Here is a 16,853-nt window from a genome sequence, read left to right on the forward strand (position 1 = left end):
TCATGCAGAACCTGCTCCTGAGTTATTATGGCGACGACCTCACCGGCTCGACCGACGTCATGGAGGCGCTTGAGCTCGGCGGCGTGCCGACGGTGCTGTTCATGCGCCCGCCCGACCAGCGCCTGCTGGCGCGATTTGCCGATTGCCGGGCCGTCGGACTGGCCGGCACCAGCCGAAGCGAAACGCCGCAATGGATGGAGGAGAATCTGGCGCCCGCCTTCGAATGGCTGAAAGGCCTCGAAGCTGCGGTTTGCCATTACAAGATCTGTTCGACCTTCGATTCCAGTCCGACGGTCGGCAATATCGGCCGCGCCATCGAGATCGGCCGGCGCATCTTCGGCCAGAGCAGCGTGCCGATGGTGGTCGGGGCGCCGCAGCTCAAGCGCTACACGGCCTTCGGCAACCTTTTCGCGGCGTTCCGCGGCGAGTATTTCCGCATCGACAGGCATCCGGTGATGAGCAGGCATCCGGTGACGCCGATGAACGAAGCAGACCTGCTGGTGCATCTCTCGCGCCAGACCAGTCTCAGCTCCGGCCTTGTCGACCTGGCGACATTGCAGACCGACGATCTCGCGCAAACGGTCGACCAGGCCGTGCAAAACAGGGCGATCGTCCTGTTCGATGTCGAAAGTCGCCAGACACAGAAACGCGTCGGTGAGCAGATCTGGCGTATCCATAACCAGGGCCATGGCTTCGTTGTCGGATCCTCGGGCGTCGAGTACGCCTTGCTTGCCGAATGGGCCGGCAGAGGCATTGCCTCCGGACAGGCATCGTTCGCGCCGCCGGGACCGGTGGACCGCCTCGCGGTGGTCTCGGGCAGCGTGTCGCCGACCACCGAAAAGCAGATCCGCCACGCCCTTGCCCACGGTTTCGACGGCGTCGAGATGGATGCCATGCAACTGGTCACGGAGGGCGCCGCCGACGCAATCGAGCGCGCCGTCGCGAGCGGATTGGCAAGCCTGGCTGCGGGGCGCAGCGTCATCCTCTACACAGCTCTTGGTCCACAGGCCGACCGTAGTGCGGAGATCGACCATATCGAAGGGGCACGCAACAGGCTGGGCCGGGCGCTGGGTGACATTCTGCGCCGGCTGGTCATCGAGAAGAAACTCAAGCGCGCGGTGATCGCCGGCGGCGACACTTCCAGCCACGCGCTCGGACAATTGGCCATCGACGCGCTGACCGTGCGCATGCCGTTGCCGGAATCGCCCGGATCACCGCTCTGTGTCGCTCATGGCGGCGGTGCGATCGATGGACTCGAAATCGCGCTCAAGGGCGGTCAGGTCGGCACCGACGCCTATTTCGAGACGATCCGGCTGGGAAGCTAGAGCATTTCCGGCGAAACAGGATCGCCTCTAATGCTCTATCTGTTTGTTCCTACGCAATTCCTGACGCAAAACCGCTGCGCACTTTTGCTGGAATTGCTCTAAGCCGTTGCCATGATGACGTGAGCCTGAATTTTGGCGGCCACCGCGCCGCTGCCATGTCTGTCTGCAATCGCGGATGCGGCATAGTCGGTCGCGGCTTGCAGCTTCCCGGCCTCCCGGGCCTCAATTTCGGTGCGAAGCACAGTTCCCTGGCAATAAGCGACGGCGGGAAGGCGCGGCGAAGATGCACGGCTTTGTTCGGCTCTCGTCTCGATCACCACAGGAGAAAAGCCAGCGTCCTCCAGCTCGCGACGGATCACTGCCTTGTCGTGATAGCCATGCGGCGTGCGTGCCAGAAAGCGCGGCGGATCGTCGGGGAAGATCCTCGCGAGAGCATTCGTCACATCGTCGGCAAAGACGTTTTCCTCGATGCGATCCCAAACGCTGAACAGGAAATGTCCTCCCGGCTTCAGGACTCGCCTGGCTTCGCGGTAGGCAGATGGCCGGTCGGGAAAGAACATCGCGCCGAACTGACAGCAAACGAGGTCGAAGGCCGCATCTTCAAACGGCAGGGCCAAGGCGTCCGCTTGACGCCATGTGATGCGACCGTCGGGAGGTTGTCGCGAAGCGGCGTGGTCGAGCATCGGCTGGTTGAGGTCGGTTACGGTATAGCTTGCGCCGGGAGACAGTTTTGGCGCCAATGCGCGCGTGACGACCCCCGTGCCGGCGGCCGTCTCCAAAACCGCGGCGGGCGACAGAAACGCTGCTCGTCTTGCCATATCCGCGGCGAACGGCTCGAAAATCAGCGGCACCATATAGCGGTCGTAGTTTTCCGGTATGGAGCCAGCGAACAGCTTGTCCGTGTCCTGCATTGCCATCACCCGCCGCCTGCCTGGAGGTTCGGGAGATTAGCATATCATTGTTTGTCTTGCGCCGTTTTCGGCGGAGACGATCAGTCCACCTCCAAATCAAAGAGATAGAGCATGATGTCGTCCGAAAACCGCTTCGCGCTTATCGGCATCAGGCCTTAGTACAGGGGCTCGGCCATGTGCCTGGGCGCCGGCCACTGGGTCGTGACGCCGGGCTGCACCGGCCGCTCGAGATAGGTCGACAGCACCACATAGCTTCGCGTCGAGGTGACGCCGGGTGTTTCGTAGAGGCGAGCGAGCAAGCCTTCCAACGCCCTCGTGTCCTCAGTGCGCACCTTCAGCAGCATGCAGGTGTCGCCGGCAACCGTGTGGATCTCCTCGACCTCCGGATATTGCGAAACCGCCATCAGCTCCGGCGTCTTGCCCCAGCCCTTGGTGTCGATATGCACGAATGCCAGCAGCGGCTTCTTGACCGCCTTGGGGTCGATGATAGCAGCCGTGCCGCGAATGGCGCCACTGCGCCGAAGGCGCTTGACGCGCTCATGCGCGGCGGGCGGCGAAAGGCCGACACGATCGCCGAGTTCAGCATAGCTGACCGTGGCATCGTCGACGAGAACGCCTAATATCTTTCTGTCGATCGCGTCGACGTCGCGAGGTGCCGGCCTGTTCTGCGGAATGCCATTTGTTTCTTCGTCCATAGTGGAAATTCCCGATTGTCGCCGAATAAAATACGGCCATTATGAAGATATGTCGAACAGTGATCAAGCAGCAACCCTGGGTGCGAACGCCCGGCCGCCCATCCCGGCGCTGGCCTATCTCTTGACCGGATGCATCGCCGTGATCGGCTCGAACTCCCTGGTGCTGGGGCCGATTGCTCCTGCCGTGGCGGTGTCGTTCGCGACCAGCGTGCCTGTCGTGATGATGGCGGCGGCCGCTTTCGGCCTCGGCACCTCGGCGAGCGCCTTGTTCCTGGCGCGCTACATCGACCGGATCGGCGCGCGCCGGATGCTTCAGGCGGCCTTGCTGCTGCTGGCATTGGCGCTTGTCGCGAGCGCCGCGGCGCCGACGGTGGCGGCGCTGGTCGCCGCGCAGCTTCTCGCCGGCATCGCCGCCGGCGTCGCCATGCCGGCAATCTATGCCAGTTCCGCGGCGATCGCCCCGCCCGGACGGGAAAGCGGAACGATCGGCGTCGTGCTGACAGGGTGGACACTGAGCATGGTGGCCGGCGTTTCGCTGTCGGCGGTGCTTGCCGATCTCGTGCATTGGCGGGCCGTCTTCGCCGCCGTGGCGCTACTGGCGGCGATGGCGCTTGGCAGCCTCACCGCATCGTCACTCCCGGATGTCAGGAAGGCCGGCCCGGCGCCGGCGCCGCTCGAGGCGCTCGGCACCCCCGGCATCGTGCCGCTGCTGATCGCCTGCGGCGCCTTCATGACCGCCTTCTACGGTGTCTACGGCTATCTTGGCGACCATCTGCACAGCGGGCTGGGTCAGCCGGTCAGCGCCAACGGCCTGGCCGCACTCGCCTATGGCGCCGGGTTCGGCACGGCGGCGCTCTTCGACGGCATCATCGATCGCCTGGGGGCTCGCCGCGTCATGCCCTTCGCTTACCTGCTCGTCGCCATCGTCTATGTCGCGATCGCCGCGACAAGCAACAGCTATGGCCTGACGCTCGCCATGGTGGCGGCTTGGGGTCTCGCCAATCATTTCGGTCTTAACGTGCTGGTGATGCGCCTGTCGGCGCTCGATCCGTCGCGGCGCGGCACGATCATGGGCCTGAACAGCGCGGTGACCTATCTGGCGGTCTTTGTCGGCACCACCGGCTTCGGGCCGCTATATTCGGATTTCGGTTTTGCCGCCTCGGCGATGGTGGCGGCGTTGCTCATGCTGGTCGCGGCTTCGGCCGCGGCATGGCGCCCGCGCCAGCCACACAGGACGTGATGGGCCACCAGCCTTCGCCTGATTGACAGCAGCGCCCCTGCCCTTCCATACAAAGCCGTTAATGTTCTCAGGGCGGGGTGAAAGTCCCCACCGGCGGTAAAGGGTTTCGGCCCAAGCCCGCGAGCGCCTTCCGGCAAAACCGGAAGGGTCAGCAGATCCGGTGCAATGCCGGAGCCGACGGTTACAGTCCGGATGGAAGAGAACGAAACGGAAGGCGGACCGCCCCGGCGGCCGGTTTTCGTATCGTGCGTCCTGATTCTGGTTCGAAACGGAAGGATGGACCCATGAATCAGCATTCCCACAAAGACTATGAAACGACCCGCGTTGCCGTTGTCAGGGCGCGCTGGCACGCGGATATCGTCGACCAGTGTGTCGCTGCCTTCGAGGCGGAACTTGCAGCACTCGGCAACGGCCGCTTTGCCGTCGAAATCTTCGACGTGCCCGGCGCCTACGAGATCCCGCTGCACGCCAAGACTTTGGCGGAGACGGGTCGCTACGCCGCGATCCTCGGCGCTGCCTTCGTCGTCAATGGCGGCATCTATCGGCATGAGTTCGTCGCCGGCGCCGTTATCGACGGCATGATGAACGTGCAGTTGGCAACCGGCGTGCCGGTGCTTTCGGCGGTACTGACGCCGCACAATTATCACGACAGCGCCGAGCACCACCGCTTCTTTCTCGAGCACTTCCAGGTGAAGGGCAAGGAAGCGGCCGGCGCATGCGTCCAGATCCTGGCGGCGCGAAAGCACATCGCCGCCTGAAACAGCCGAGAGCGGGGTGGAAATCCCGGTAACAGCCTGTAGTATCTCGGGAAAATGCCGAGTTCGGGAGGATGCCGGTGCAGACCAAGAAGATCATCAATGACGGCGATCGTACCGTCGACGAGATGCTAGAGGGAATTCTGGCCGCGCATCCCCGTCATCTCAGGAGCGCGGACGGCAGCCCGCGCTCGATCATCGCCCGCAACGGGCCGCGTCCCGGCAAGGTCGGGCTCGTGGTCGGCGGCGGCTCGGGCCATGAGCCGACCTTTCTCGGTTTTGTCGGCAAGGGCTTGGCGGATGCGGCGGCGATCGGCAATGTCTTTGCCTCGCCGCCACCTGATCCCATCCTTGAATGCGCCAAGGCGGCGAACGGCGGCGCCGGCGTCCTGTTCACGTACGGCAACTATGCCGGCGACGTGATGAATTTCGACATGGCGGCCGAAATGGCCGCCATGGACGACATCGAGGTGCGCACGGTGCTGACCACCGACGATGTCGCCTCGGCACCGCGCGACCAGCGGCAGAAGCGCCGCGGCGTCGCCGGCAATTTCTTCGTCTTCAAGGCAGCCGGCGCGGCCTGTGACCGCATGCTCTCCTTCGACGAATGCGAGCGCATCGCGCGCAAGGCCAACGACCATACCTTCACCATGGGCGTGGCGCTGTCGCCCTGCTCGCTGCCGCAGACCCGGCGGCCGAATTTCGAGATCGGGGCCGACGAGATGGAGATCGGCATGGGCATCCATGGCGAGCCGGGCATCGCGCGCGGCAAGCTCGGGACCGCCGACGAGATCACCGACGAGATGCTGGACAAGATCCTTGCCGAGATGGCGCCGCAACGCGGCGACAAGGTCGCGGTACTGGTCAATTCGCTGGGATCGACACCGTTGATGGAACTCTACATCATGAACCGGCGGGTCAAGCAGCGTCTCGACGACATCGGCGTTTCCATCCATGCGACCTGGGTCGGCAGTTATTGCACGTCGCTCGAAATGGCCGGCGCCTCGGTGACGCTGTTCCATCTCGATGGCGAGTTGCAGACGATGCTCGACCATCCATGCGACTGCGCCATGTTCCGCGCCGGCTGAGGAGCGATCCGTGAGCATCGATAGCGTTGACCTGAAGAGAATGTTCGATGCGATCGCGGTGGCGATCGAAGCCGACAAGGACCGGCTCTGCCAGCTCGACGGCGTCATCGGCGACGCCGATCACGGCATCGCCATGGCGCTCGGATTCAACGCCGTGCGCGACGCGCTGGCGCCACTCGACCTGGCGGCGACCGAGCCGACCGCGCTTCTCAACATGGCGGCGAAATCGTTCCTCAACGCCGTCGGTGCTTCGTCTGGCCCGCTCTATGCCACCGCCTTCATGCGCGCCGCCGCCGCCGTCAAGGGCAAGACCACGCTGGCCGATGCGGATGTCGTCGCGCTGTTCCAGGCGATGGCGCAAGGCATCCGCGATCGCGGCAAGGCCGAGATCGGCGAGAAGACGATGATCGACGCCTGGTCGCCGGCGGCGGAAGCGGCCGGCGCCAGCAATGCGGCCGGAAAGGGCCTTGCCGAAAGCCTCGACGCGGCAGTGTGCGCGGCGCGGCGGGGGGCGGAAGCGACCAAGGACATGATCGCCGCCAAGGGCCGCTCGTCGCGGCTCGGCGAACGCTCGCTCGGCCATATCGACCCCGGCGCCGCCTCGGCCGTAACCGTCATCGAGGCGTTGCGCGAAAGCCTGGCTTAGGCCTGCTTCGCTTCATCGAGCTTGTTGATCGCCTGGACATTGCCGGCCGACGGTCCCTTCTCGTCGAACTCCGAGGCCAACCAGGTATCGACGATCGCCTTGGCGAGTTCCGGGCCGATGACCCGGGCGCCCATGGTGATGATCTGCGCGTTGTTGGATTTGGCGGCGCGCTCGGCTGAATAGGTGTCGTGGGTGAGTGCGGCGCGGATGCCCGGCACCTTGTTGGCCGAGATCGAAACACCGATGCCGGTGCCGCAGAACAGGATGCCGCGGTCGTTCTCGCCGTCGACGATCGTCTGGGCGAGCTTTTGCGACAGGTCGGCATAAAAGCCGGCCTGGCTGAGATCGCTGACGGTGAGGCCGGATTTTGTCGCGAGATGCGCGGCGATGACATCGAGCAGCGGCTTGCCGGCGCTGTCGGCTCCAATGGCTATTTTCATGGTCGTGTCCTTTCTTGAATGATTTCGTTTGTTCAGATCGCCGCCGAGGCGCGCCTGAGGATGTCGATGTAGCCCTCCGCCTGCCAGGCCGAGCGGCCGATAAAGAGGCCATCGATACTGGGCTGGCCGATCAACTCGGCCGCATTGCCGGGATTGACGCTGCCGCCATAGAGCACCGGCGGGATGGACGGCAGCAGGCCGCCGGCCACTTTCTTGATCAGCGCGTGCTGTTTGTCGGCATAGGCGGAGCTGGCCGGAATACCCTTGTCGCCGATCGCCCAGACCGGCTCATAGGCAAACAGAATTTTTGCCGCCTTCGCCTCGCTTTCGAGGAACCGCAGCGCACTCTCGACCTGGCGGGTCAACACCGCATCGGCCTTGCCGCTTTCCCGCTCCGCCAGCGTCTCGCCGACGCAGATCAGCGGTATCAATCCGTGCTTGACGGCGGCCGCCGTCTTCAGACCGACGGTGCGATCGGTCTCGCCGAAATGCTCGCGCCGTTCGCTGTGGCCAAGTTCGACCAGATCGAGGCCGCAGTCGCTCAGCATCAGCGGCGAGATCTCGCCGGTCCAGGCCCCGGCATCGGCCCAGTGCATGTTCTGGGCACCGACCTTGATGCGCGTCGACGACAGCGCCTGCTTGACCTCGCGCACCGCCGTGAAAGGCGGGATGACGAAAGGCTGGATGCGCTCGTCGAAGCCTGGCACGAAGCCCGCCAACGCTCCGGCGAAATCCAGCGCCTCGGCGAGCGTCTTGTTCATCTTCCAGCTTGTACCGACCCAATAAACCACGCTTGCGCTCCTTGATCCTCAATCCTTGTTGGCCACGACCGTCAACGAAACGCCGGCGGCATCCAGCGTGCCGCGAATTCCCGGCTCGGGTTCGCGCCCGGTGAAGACGGCGTCGAAGGCCTTGAGGTCGGTCAGGAAATGTAGCGCCGTGCGGCCGAATTTGCCGTGATCGACCAACAGATATTTACGCGTCGCCGCTTCCATCATCAGCCGCTTGATCTGCACCACCTCCTGGTCCTGGTGGAAAGCGGAGGCGCCGTGGATAGCCGATGACGACAGGAAGGCGACATCGGCGCGCAGCGATCTCAGCGAAGCCTCGGCGAGCAGGCCGAAAAAGCCGTGGAACTTCTTGCTGTACTGGCCGCCGAGCGCAATGAGGTCGATGCCCCCGGCGCCGGCCAGATCCTGGATGACGGCCAGATTGTTGGAGATCACCGTCAGCGGCCTGAAATCGGCGAGATGCCGCGCGATGCCGCCAGCCGTCGAGCCGTCGTCGATGATGACGGTCTGGCCGGGTTCGATCATCGCCACGGCTGCCGCCGCGAGGCGCTGCTTTTCCCCTGTCGCCTGCTTCTGCCGGTAACGAAAATCGCTTTCGAAGAGACCGCTCGGCTGGATCGAAGCGCCGCCACGCACCTTGCGCAGGAAACCGCTCTCCTCAAGGTCGTCGAGATCACGATGCACCGTCATCCTGGAGACGCCGAAGCGTGAGGCAAGATCGTCGACGCTCGCCGCGCCGACGTCCATCAGATGGTCCATGATGCCTTGACGCCTGTTATCGCTCTTCATTGCTGCCGATGTCCGCCAACCGACGCTGCCTCCTCGATAAGATAACATAGTTCTTCCTGAAACTATCACGATTTTTGTTATAATGAGATATTTTTCTGGGATATTCCCTTGGCTTTCATCACGACGCTGTAACAAGAATTGCTGCCGGGATGGTGTCTGACGGTTGCGGTTGCGCGGAAATCCGGCCAGAAGCATCGGTGGGCTGGACGATGCGCGGACAGCCCGCAACACAGGTTCGAAACCAGATACGGGAGACTATTCGTTGGCTCGCATCACACTGAGACAATTGCTCGATCACGCCGCCGAATACGGCTATGGCGTGCCGGCCTTCAACATGAACAACATGGAACAGGGCCTCGCCATCATGGAGGCGGCGGAGGAGACCAAGTCGCCGGTCATCCTGCAGGCAAGCCGCGGTGCGCGTGCCTATGCCAATGACGTGGTGCTGGCCAAGCTGATCGATGCGCTGGTGGAGATCCATCCCGACATCCCGGTCTGCATGCATCTCGACCACGGCAACAACGAGGCCACCTGCGTCACCGCGATCCAGCATGGCTTCACCTCGGTGATGATGGACGGCTCGCTCAAGGAAGACGGCAAGTCGCCGGCCGACTACGCCTATAATTCGGGCATCACCAAGCGCGTCGTCGATATGGCGCATTGGGGCGGCGTGTCGGTCGAAGGCGAGATCGGCGTGCTGGGCTCGCTGGAGAGCGGCGGCGGCGAGCAGGAGGACGGCCACGGCGTCGAAGGCGCGATCAGCCACGACCAGCTTTTGACCGATCCGGTGCAGGCCGAACAGTTCGTGCGCGACACCCATGTCGACGCGCTGGCGGTTGCCATGGGCACCAGCCACGGCGCCTATAAATTCTCGCGCAAGCCGGACGGCGCGGTGCTGGCGATGAACGTCATCGAGGAGATCCACCGCCGCCTGCCCAACATGCACCTGGTCATGCACGGCTCGTCCTCCGTGCCGGTGGAATTGCAGGAGATCATCAACAAATATGGCGGCCAGATGAAGCCGACCTGGGGCGTGCCGGTGGAAGAGATCCAGCGCGGCATCAAGCACGGCGTGCGCAAGATCAACATCGACACCGACAACCGCATGGCGCTGACCGGCGCGATCCGCAAGGTGCTGACGGAAAACCCCTCCGAATTCGACCCGCGCAAATATCTGACGCCGGCGATGGCGGCGATGAGGAAGCTGTGCAAGGAGCGCTTCGAGCAGTTCGGCACCGCAGGCAACGCGCCGAAAATCAAGCCGCTGCCGGTCTCGGAAATGGCCAAGCGCTACAAAGCGGGCAGCCTTGATCCGAAATTCGGCTGAACGAGCAGTTCCCGGAGCGGTTCAGTGTTGGATAGAACCGCCGAACCGCTCCAGCTCTTTACGGGCCAACTCTTTACGGGATGAGAACACCGGGGGAGGTCGCGGAACGTCCTGCGCGGCGAAGCCCAACCGTGTCAAACAGGCTCGCGCCAGGGCCGCATTGCTGTCGATGACGATCAATCCGTTCGTAGGGTTGAGGCTGGCGGCCACCACCGACAGTTCGGTGCAGCCGAGAACGGCCGTGTCGGCGCCGGCCGATCGCGCGATTTCAAGCGCACGCTCGGTTTCGCTCGCCGCCTCCGCGATCGAACCACGCTTGACGAGGCCGATCGCTCTGTCGACGCGACCCTGGAATTCCGTACCCGCGGGGAAGCAGAGCTCAAATCCCGCCGCCAACATCTTGTCCCGATAGAAGCCGGAGACCAGCGTGCCCTGCGTGGCGAGGATCGTAACCTTGCCTCGGCCCAGGCTACGATGGGTTTCAGCTACGACCGCGTCGGCGATATGGATGATCCGCGCCTGCGAGCTTGCGGCCAGTTGCTCATACCAATGATGGGCGGTGTTGCACGGCATTGCGATACAGGCAACGCCGAGCGCATTGAGCGTCGAGACCGCGGCTTTCAAAGACGGCAGCGGACCGTCATGGCCGGCAAGGATCGCCTCGGTCCTGTCAGGCAGCTGTGGCACGCTGAGGATGACGGCGGGCACATGCTCATTGTCCCGGAATGCCTGGGTCATTCGGGTCAGCTTGAAGTAGAAGTCAGCCGATGCCAACGGCCCGAGGCCGCCGATGACGCCGAGCTGGAGGCTGATGCCATGGTCGATCATCGGACGGGCTCGGCTTCGAGCTGTTCCGAGGCCGCTTCGACAGACTGCGTCGTCTCCCTATGGCTGGGCGCGATCATTGCGGTGCTCGCCGCCACGGTGCAGACGCTGGACAGCGTCATGAACGTGTCGACGGCCGCGTCGACCGCGACGAACAGGGCGAATGCCGCCTCGAAGGGAATCTTCAGGTACCCACAGACGATCGACATCTGGGACAGGATGAGCAGGCTGCCCATGCCGCCGGTCGTAAGCGCGAGAAGCGCCGAGGTGATGCCGACGAGCAGGAGGTCGGGGATTGCCAGGGGGCGGCCGTAAAGCTGAGCGATGAAAAGAACACCCGACGTGTAAAGCAGCGCCGGGCCTGTCCGCAGCAATGCCGCCTGCAAAGGCACGAGCAGTTCGACGACCACCAGGCTGAACCGCAGACGCTCGCTCAGCAGGTTGATGACCCACGGAAGCGAGGCGACGGTAGAGCGGGTGGTGATGGCCACCATGAGAAGGGGCTGACACGTCTTGATCGTGACCCAGTAGCTTCGCCGAGAGCGGATGGCGATGACGGCGAATGCGCCGGCGATGAATGTGAGGCAGGAAAGACCCATCACCAGCAGATAACCGCCCATCAGCGTGAGCGGCTTGGTTCCGGTCGACGCGGTCTGATCCGCGATCAGGATGAAGGTTGCAAACGGCAATCCCCAGATGAACCAGTTGGTAAGGACCGTGCAGGCCCGGTAAACCGCGTTCAGCGCCTGAGACAGGCTCATCGACGAAGGCTGGGGAATCTTGCCCATCGCGAGCCCGAACAGCAGGCAGAACAGCAGGACCTGGATGGTTTGACCTGAGGCCAGCGCGCTGAACACGTTGTTCGGCACGAGATCGAGCAGTATCGAGTGCCCGCTGTCGGCCCCCTCGTCAGGTGGCGGTTGGTAGGGGAATGCGAGATCGGTGGATACGCTGCCCTGCGAATTGATGAACTCGCCAAGCTCGATGCGCGATTGCGGATTCTCGATCTGGCCCGGCTGAAGGACAAGCGAGTAGGTGCCACTCACCAATACGCTCAGGAACGACACGACCAGCACCGCCATACCCACGCGGCCCAGGTAACGGACCGAGTTCGGATCCTGAACCATCGACATGATCGAGAAGATGACCGACGAGACCAGGTAGGGCAGGACGACCATCTTGAGGAAATTCAGGTAGAGTTGCGCCACAGGGCTGATCGCATGGGCAAATGCTGGATAGTAGAGGCCGCAAAGGATGCCCGCCCCGATCATCGCGATCGTCGTCGCGGGCGAGCGCAATATGCGCCTTGCCGCCAGGCGCCAATCGAAAGCCAAGGGTCCGGCTGCTTCCGAGATGGCCATCGTCAGGCTTTGCTCCCCAACCGGTAGCGCGCGATGATCTCGTCAGTGTTGAGAACCTGCTGGCCGCGCGCGAGATCGAGGTAAAGGTCGATAAAGGCCGCGAGATGCGGATTGTCCGGTCGCACGCCGATTGCGATCGTGTCTACCTTGTCGGTCAGCGTGATCGAGCGCGCGGCGACCGTCATCGACGGATCGTCGACCATCAGCTTCTTGATCTCGAAATCGTCGCGATACGCCATGTCGATCGTCCCGTCGCGGATCGCATCGACCACCATATCCCAGCCTGCGAAACGATGAACTTGTGCATGCGGGAAGGTCGTCGCGGCATAGGTTGCGAATGACGAGCCCTCGATCACGCCGAGATCGCCCGAGAAATCGCGGATGATCTGCTCGGGTGGCTTGCCTTGCGCGATGCGCGCCAGATTGAGGCGATTGGCGATGAGGCCTTGGTGCAGCATGGCATAGGGTCGGGAATAGAGGATCGACCGGCCACGGCGAAGAGTTCGGCTGAGCTTGCCGATGGCTATGTCCGCCTGGCCGGAAGTCAGCTGTTTCACCATGCCGTCGAACGTTGCGGCGGATCGGTCGAACACCGGCTCGACGCCGAGCTCCGCTGCGATGCCGCGGGCCAGTTCCATGTCTATGCCGCTGTCCCCCGATCCATCGGCCGGGAAGAATGGATCGGAGGCAAAGGCCGGCATTGCAATGCGCAGCGCATTGTCGCTGACGACGGGAGCGATCTCCGCCTGCTGTCCTGGAGTGTTGGCCGCCCGGGCTTGCGCGGCCAGCAAGCCGACGCTTCCGGCCGTGAGCAGCGTGCGACGTGTAACCGACATGCGGATTCTCTGGTTAGCGAGGGAAGCCGGACAGACAAATCGGACCAATTCGCAGTATGCACGGCAAAGTTAAGCAAAAGTATCTTTTGCATTGTACTCTGATAGCAATCAGCAGCGCAGGCTTCCCCAATACTCGCATTATCTAATAAATCAGGATATCTGGTTACTTCGCTGGCGGGCCAGTTGGACCGTCAACAGGCGCGAGCGGCACCGGCTCCCGCCCCGATTTCTACCCGTTTTTCGGCAGCAGATCAGGCCTGCCCGTGTCGATGAACGGCGCCCAGTAGTCGACCGACTCGCGGATCATGGCGACCACCTGATGGTCGACCGGTTCGCGCTCGCGGAACGACAGTTCGAGGCAGATCTCGTTGTCGGTGCCGCCGCCGCGCCGCACCGTCTCCAGCAGCTTTTCAGGCGTGATGCGGCCGTTCCTGTTGTGAGCCGCGGTGAACGGCCAGTGGCCGCCCTTGTTCATCGACGATTGCTTGATGTGGATGATCGGCGACTTCCTGGGGAAAGCCTCGGCCCAGGCATAGGGATCGATATCGGCCGGGTTGCTGGAGGTGACGTCGCCATGGTCGATGTCGACCATCATCTCCAGCGGAATGGCCATGCCGGCCGCGTCGATCGCATCCTGCAGCAGCCGGCAATTCTCGATCGTGTGGCCGAACTCGCGGCCGACCGACATCGGCTCCCAGAACAGGTAGTTAAGCCCGGCCGCGCGGGCGTGTTCGGCGACCTCGCGCCAGCATTCCAGCGCAATGTCGAACAGGCGCGCGCGGCGCGCGGGATCATCATAATCGCGATGGGTGAAGATCGCGAATTGGGTACCCATGCCGCCGGCGCCAAGCTCGGCCGAGATGTCGGCAAAGATCTTGAACCAGTCGACATAGTAGCGGCGCACGTCGGCGTCTGGATGGCCGAAATGGTTGAGCCGGCCGTAAGGACCGGTCATGCCCGATGTCACACGCACGCCGGTGCGGTTCAAGGCGCCGCGGAACAGGCGGACGAATTTCACGATCGTCGCCGCCGGCCAGCCCGGATTGACGAATTCATGCGTGAGCTGAATGTCCCTGATGCCGATGTCGTAGGCGATGGTATCGACCAGGTCGTCAGGCTCGGCAAAGCGGTTGACCAGCGGATTGGTGTTGAGGGAGAGCGTGAATGCCACGATCGCGATCCTCTCAGCCCTGTCGCGCTACATTGGCGATGATTGCCATCACCCTGCCCTCGCCAGCCGGCTCGCGCACCAGTGTTCGAAAGCCGATCTCTCCTCGGCGGAAAGATGCAGGCCGTGCTTGGTGCGCCGTTCGAGAATGTCGGCCGGTGTCTCAGCCCATTCCTGCTCGAACAGGTAACTGGCCTCGCGCTCGAAGAAATCCTTGCCGAAGCATCGCCCGAGTTCCGCTAGCGAGTGGGCCGCGCCGACCAGAAGGCGTGTCCTGGTCCCATAGAGCCGGCCGTAGTGCTTGAGCAGCGATGCAGGCATCCATGGATACTCCCGCCCGAGATCTCCTAGAAACTGCTCGAAATCGGCATTGGCGATGTCGCCGCCAGGCAGATGCGCCTTCGCCGTCCAGGGCTTGCCCATCCGGGGGAAGAACGGAGCGATCCTGTCCAGCGCGTGCTCGGCGAGCTTGCGGAAGGTGGTGATCTTGCCGCCGAAGACGGACAGCAGCGGCGCCTCTGCATCCGGCGCGTCGAGTTCGAAAATATAGTCGCGGGTCACGGCGCTCGGGTTGTCGGCATTGTCGTCATAGAGCGGCCTGACGCCGGAGAACGAATAGACGACATCGCCGCGCGCGAGGCCGCGCTTGAAATAGCGGTTGACCACCCTGATCAGGTATTCGATCTCGCTCTCGTCCGCCGCCACATCCTCGGGTCGGCCGTCATAGGGAATGTCGGTGGTGCCTATCAAGGCGAGATCGCCCTGATAGGGATTGATGAAGATCACCCGCTTGTCGCTGTTCTGAATGAGGTAAGCCTGACGCCCCTCCCAGAATTTGGGCACGACGATATGGCTGCCCTTGACCAGGCGGACATTGCGCGTCGAGTTCTGGCCAGCCACACGGTTGATGATGTCGTTGACCCAGGGGCCGGCGGCATTGACCAGCGCACGCGCCCGCACGGTGGTTTTCACGCCGGTCTTGCCGTCGCGCATCTCCACCGACCAGAGGCCGCCTTCCCGGCGGGCGGCGGTGCAGGCGGTTCGGGTGAAGACCTTGGCTCCGCGCTCGCGCGCGTCCAGCGCATTGATCAGCACGAGACGGGCGTCGTCGACCCAGCAGTCGGAATATTCGAAACCGCGCTTGAATTCATCCTTGATCGGCGCGCCTTCGGGCGCGGTACGCAGATCGAGCGTGCGGGTGGCCGGCAGCCGCTTGCGGCCGCCAAGATGGTCGTAGAGGAACAGGCCGAGCCTGACCAGCCATGCCGGCCGGTCGTCAGGGCTGTGCGGCAGCACGAAGCGCATCGGCCAGATGATGTGCGGCGCCGATTCCAACAGCACCTCGCGCTCGATCAGCGCCTCGCGCACCAGGCGGAATTCATAATATTCGAGATAGCGCAGGCCGCCATGGACGAGCTTGCCCGATCGCGAACTGGTGCCTTCCGCCAGATCGTCCTTTTCGCACAGAATGACGGAGAGGCCGCGGCCTGCCGCATCGCGGGCGATGCCGGCGCCGTTGACGCCGCCGCCGATGACGAAGAGATCGACGATTTCGGGTCCGCCGCTCATCTCGTCACGATCTCGCTGCCGGATTTACGCGCCATGGCTGCCGCTCTCAGCAAGGATTGACCGGAGGCAGCCCGGCGATATAGCGGCGCACCTCCTCGGCGGCCTGCTCGGCCGCATAGGTCACGGTGCGCACCGAAGCACCGGCGATATGCGGCGTCAGCGTCACGTTGGGAAGCCGCAGCAAGGGCCAGTCCGATGGCACCGGTTCGACCGCGAACGTCTCCAGCATGGCACTTGCGACCTGTCCCGAAACAAGCGCCTCGTATAGGGCGTCATAGTCGACCAGCGGTCCGCGCGCCGTGTTGACAAAGATCACGCCGGGTTTCATCCGCGCGATGGCGTCCCTGCCGATCAGGCCGCGCGTCTCCTGCGTCACCCGCGAATGCAGCGTGACCACATCGGAACGGGACAGGAGATCGTCCAGAGCGACGAGCTCGACGCCGGCATTGCGGTCCTCGGCGCTCAACTGCACATAGGGGTCGCTGACCAGGACGTGGCAGCCGAAAGCGCGCAGCAGCCTGACTACCTTTGTTCCGATATTGCCATAACCGACGACGCCGACGGTCATCTCGCTAAGCTCGCGGCCGGTGCGGTCGGCGCGGTAGAGATCGCCGCGCCATTCGCCCCTGCGCAGCGCTTCGTGGCCGACCCGGATCAGCCGCGTTTCGGCCAATATGGCGCCGATGGTGAATTCGGCCACGGCGGTCGCGTTGCGGCCGGGCACATTGACGACGGTGATGCCATGCGTGCGGGCCGCTTCCATGTCGATGTTGATCGGGCCGCCGCGCGAAACCGCGACCAGCTTCAGCGCCGGCAGGCGCCGCATCATGCCCTCCGACAAGGGCGCGAGCTGGGTGACGAGGATCTCGGCATCGGCGATGAACTCGACGACCTCGTCGGGACGGCCGAAATACTCCTTGACCTTGTCGAGGCCGAGCGCCGGGTCGCCGAATTCCATCGGCTCGTCGGGCCAGGCCGTCTGCAATGTCCTGACATCGAGGTCACCGCTCGCGACCTTCTCGATTTTGGCGCGAAACACCTCCGGAAGCATGAAGTTGTCGCCAATGATCGCTATTTTCCTGGGCAT

Annotated in this window: 17 protein-coding genes and 1 riboswitch; of the genes, 6 read left to right on the forward strand and 11 right to left on the reverse strand. The window is 63.6% G+C overall.

Translation table 11 applies throughout. The features are described 5' to 3' along the window. Positions 1-2 precede the first annotated feature (2 nt). Positions 3-1,325 carry a four-carbon acid sugar kinase family protein gene (locus tag LB566_RS04760; RefSeq protein ID WP_224623482.1) on the forward strand — a complete coding sequence of 441 codons (1,323 nt, stop codon included), beginning with the start codon at positions 3-5 and terminating at the stop codon, positions 1,323-1,325. Positions 1,326-1,423: 98 nt separating this feature from the next. Here LB566_RS04760 and LB566_RS04765 read toward each other — a convergent pair whose 3' ends face one another. Both LB566_RS04765 and LB566_RS04770 read right to left on the reverse strand, forming a co-directional pair. Continuing rightward, on the reverse strand, positions 1,424-2,236 hold the full coding sequence (locus LB566_RS04765) for a methyltransferase domain-containing protein (protein ID WP_224623638.1): 813 nt from the start codon (positions 2,234-2,236) through the stop codon (positions 1,424-1,426). Between the two features lie 155 nt (positions 2,237-2,391). Beyond that, complete coding sequence (locus LB566_RS04770) at positions 2,392-2,931, reverse strand: Lrp/AsnC family transcriptional regulator (RefSeq protein ID WP_140551173.1); 540 nt, start codon at positions 2,929-2,931, stop codon at positions 2,392-2,394. A 49-nt stretch (positions 2,932-2,980) separates the two neighbouring features. Here LB566_RS04770 and LB566_RS04775 point away from each other — a divergent pair, with 49 nt between their 5' ends. From LB566_RS04775 to dhaL, 4 genes are all read left to right on the forward strand, one after another. Next, positions 2,981-4,171: an MFS transporter gene (locus LB566_RS04775; RefSeq protein WP_224623485.1), complete on the forward strand. Its 1,191-nt coding sequence runs from the start codon at positions 2,981-2,983 to the stop codon at positions 4,169-4,171. A gap of 59 nt (positions 4,172-4,230) precedes the next feature. After that, a riboswitch (FMN riboswitch) is annotated at positions 4,231-4,379 on the forward strand. 76 nt (positions 4,380-4,455) lie between these two features. Then, positions 4,456-4,929: a 6,7-dimethyl-8-ribityllumazine synthase gene (locus LB566_RS04780; RefSeq protein WP_140551175.1), complete on the forward strand. Its 474-nt coding sequence runs from the start codon at positions 4,456-4,458 to the stop codon at positions 4,927-4,929. A 77-nt stretch (positions 4,930-5,006) separates the two neighbouring features. Then, positions 5,007-6,014 carry a dihydroxyacetone kinase subunit DhaK gene (locus LB566_RS04785; protein ID WP_140551176.1) on the forward strand — a complete coding sequence of 336 codons (1,008 nt, stop codon included), beginning with the start codon at positions 5,007-5,009 and terminating at the stop codon, positions 6,012-6,014. A 10-nt stretch (positions 6,015-6,024) separates the two neighbouring features. After that, entirely contained in the window at positions 6,025-6,660 is a 636-nt protein-coding gene (gene dhaL, locus LB566_RS04790) for a dihydroxyacetone kinase subunit DhaL (RefSeq protein WP_224623487.1), read from the forward strand. Here the strand turns inward: dhaL and LB566_RS04795 are convergent. Genes LB566_RS04795 through LB566_RS04805 form a run of 3 tightly spaced genes read right to left on the reverse strand, consistent with a single transcriptional unit; the run spans position 6,657 to position 8,680 of the window. Beyond that, positions 6,657-7,100, reverse strand: a complete 444-nt coding sequence (locus LB566_RS04795) for an RpiB/LacA/LacB family sugar-phosphate isomerase (protein WP_140551178.1) — start codon at positions 7,098-7,100, stop codon at positions 6,657-6,659. The genes dhaL and LB566_RS04795 overlap by 4 nt on opposite strands. A 32-nt stretch (positions 7,101-7,132) precedes the next feature. Further along, positions 7,133-7,891, reverse strand: coding sequence for a triose-phosphate isomerase (locus LB566_RS04800; RefSeq protein ID WP_224623488.1), 759 nt, complete (start codon positions 7,889-7,891; stop codon positions 7,133-7,135). An 18-nt stretch (positions 7,892-7,909) separates the two neighbouring features. Beyond that, entirely contained in the window at positions 7,910-8,680 is a 771-nt protein-coding gene (locus tag LB566_RS04805) for a DeoR/GlpR family DNA-binding transcription regulator (protein ID WP_140551180.1), read from the reverse strand. Positions 8,681-8,942: 262 nt separating this feature from the next. Here LB566_RS04805 and fba point away from each other — a divergent pair, with 262 nt between their 5' ends. Next, positions 8,943-10,007: a class II fructose-bisphosphate aldolase gene (gene fba, locus LB566_RS04810; protein WP_140551181.1), complete on the forward strand. Its 1,065-nt coding sequence runs from the start codon at positions 8,943-8,945 to the stop codon at positions 10,005-10,007. A gap of 21 nt (positions 10,008-10,028) precedes the next feature. On the opposite strand, the gene LB566_RS04815 is transcribed toward fba, so the two are convergent. The 6 genes from LB566_RS04815 to LB566_RS04840 form a co-directional block, all read right to left on the reverse strand. Beyond that, the gene (locus LB566_RS04815) at positions 10,029-10,835 is read right to left on the reverse strand and encodes an aspartate/glutamate racemase family protein (protein WP_224623491.1); all 807 of its coding nucleotides are present in this window, start codon (positions 10,833-10,835) and stop codon (positions 10,029-10,031) included. Then, on the reverse strand, positions 10,832-12,103 hold the full coding sequence (locus LB566_RS04820) for a dicarboxylate/amino acid:cation symporter (protein WP_263497971.1): 1,272 nt from the start codon (positions 12,101-12,103) through the stop codon (positions 10,832-10,834). Before LB566_RS04820 ends, LB566_RS04815 begins: the two co-directional genes overlap by 4 nt. 92 nt (positions 12,104-12,195) lie before the next feature. Next, complete coding sequence (locus LB566_RS04825; RefSeq protein WP_224623495.1) at positions 12,196-13,029, reverse strand: substrate-binding periplasmic protein; 834 nt, start codon at positions 13,027-13,029, stop codon at positions 12,196-12,198. A 229-nt stretch (positions 13,030-13,258) separates the two neighbouring features. Then, positions 13,259-14,200 (reverse strand): sugar phosphate isomerase/epimerase family protein, encoded by a 942-nt coding sequence (locus LB566_RS04830; RefSeq protein WP_224623497.1) that lies wholly within the window; start codon positions 14,198-14,200, stop codon positions 13,259-13,261. Between the two features lie 48 nt (positions 14,201-14,248). Then, positions 14,249-15,766 (reverse strand): glycerol-3-phosphate dehydrogenase, encoded by a 1,518-nt coding sequence (locus LB566_RS04835; protein WP_224623498.1) that lies wholly within the window; start codon positions 15,764-15,766, stop codon positions 14,249-14,251. 46 nt (positions 15,767-15,812) lie between these two features. Further along, on the reverse strand, positions 15,813-16,853 hold the full coding sequence (locus LB566_RS04840; protein WP_224623499.1) for a 2-hydroxyacid dehydrogenase: 1,041 nt from the start codon (positions 16,851-16,853) through the stop codon (positions 15,813-15,815).

Source organism: Mesorhizobium sp. CA13, from assembly GCF_020165235.1.
Taxonomy (GTDB): Bacteria; Pseudomonadota; Alphaproteobacteria; order Rhizobiales; family Rhizobiaceae; genus Mesorhizobium.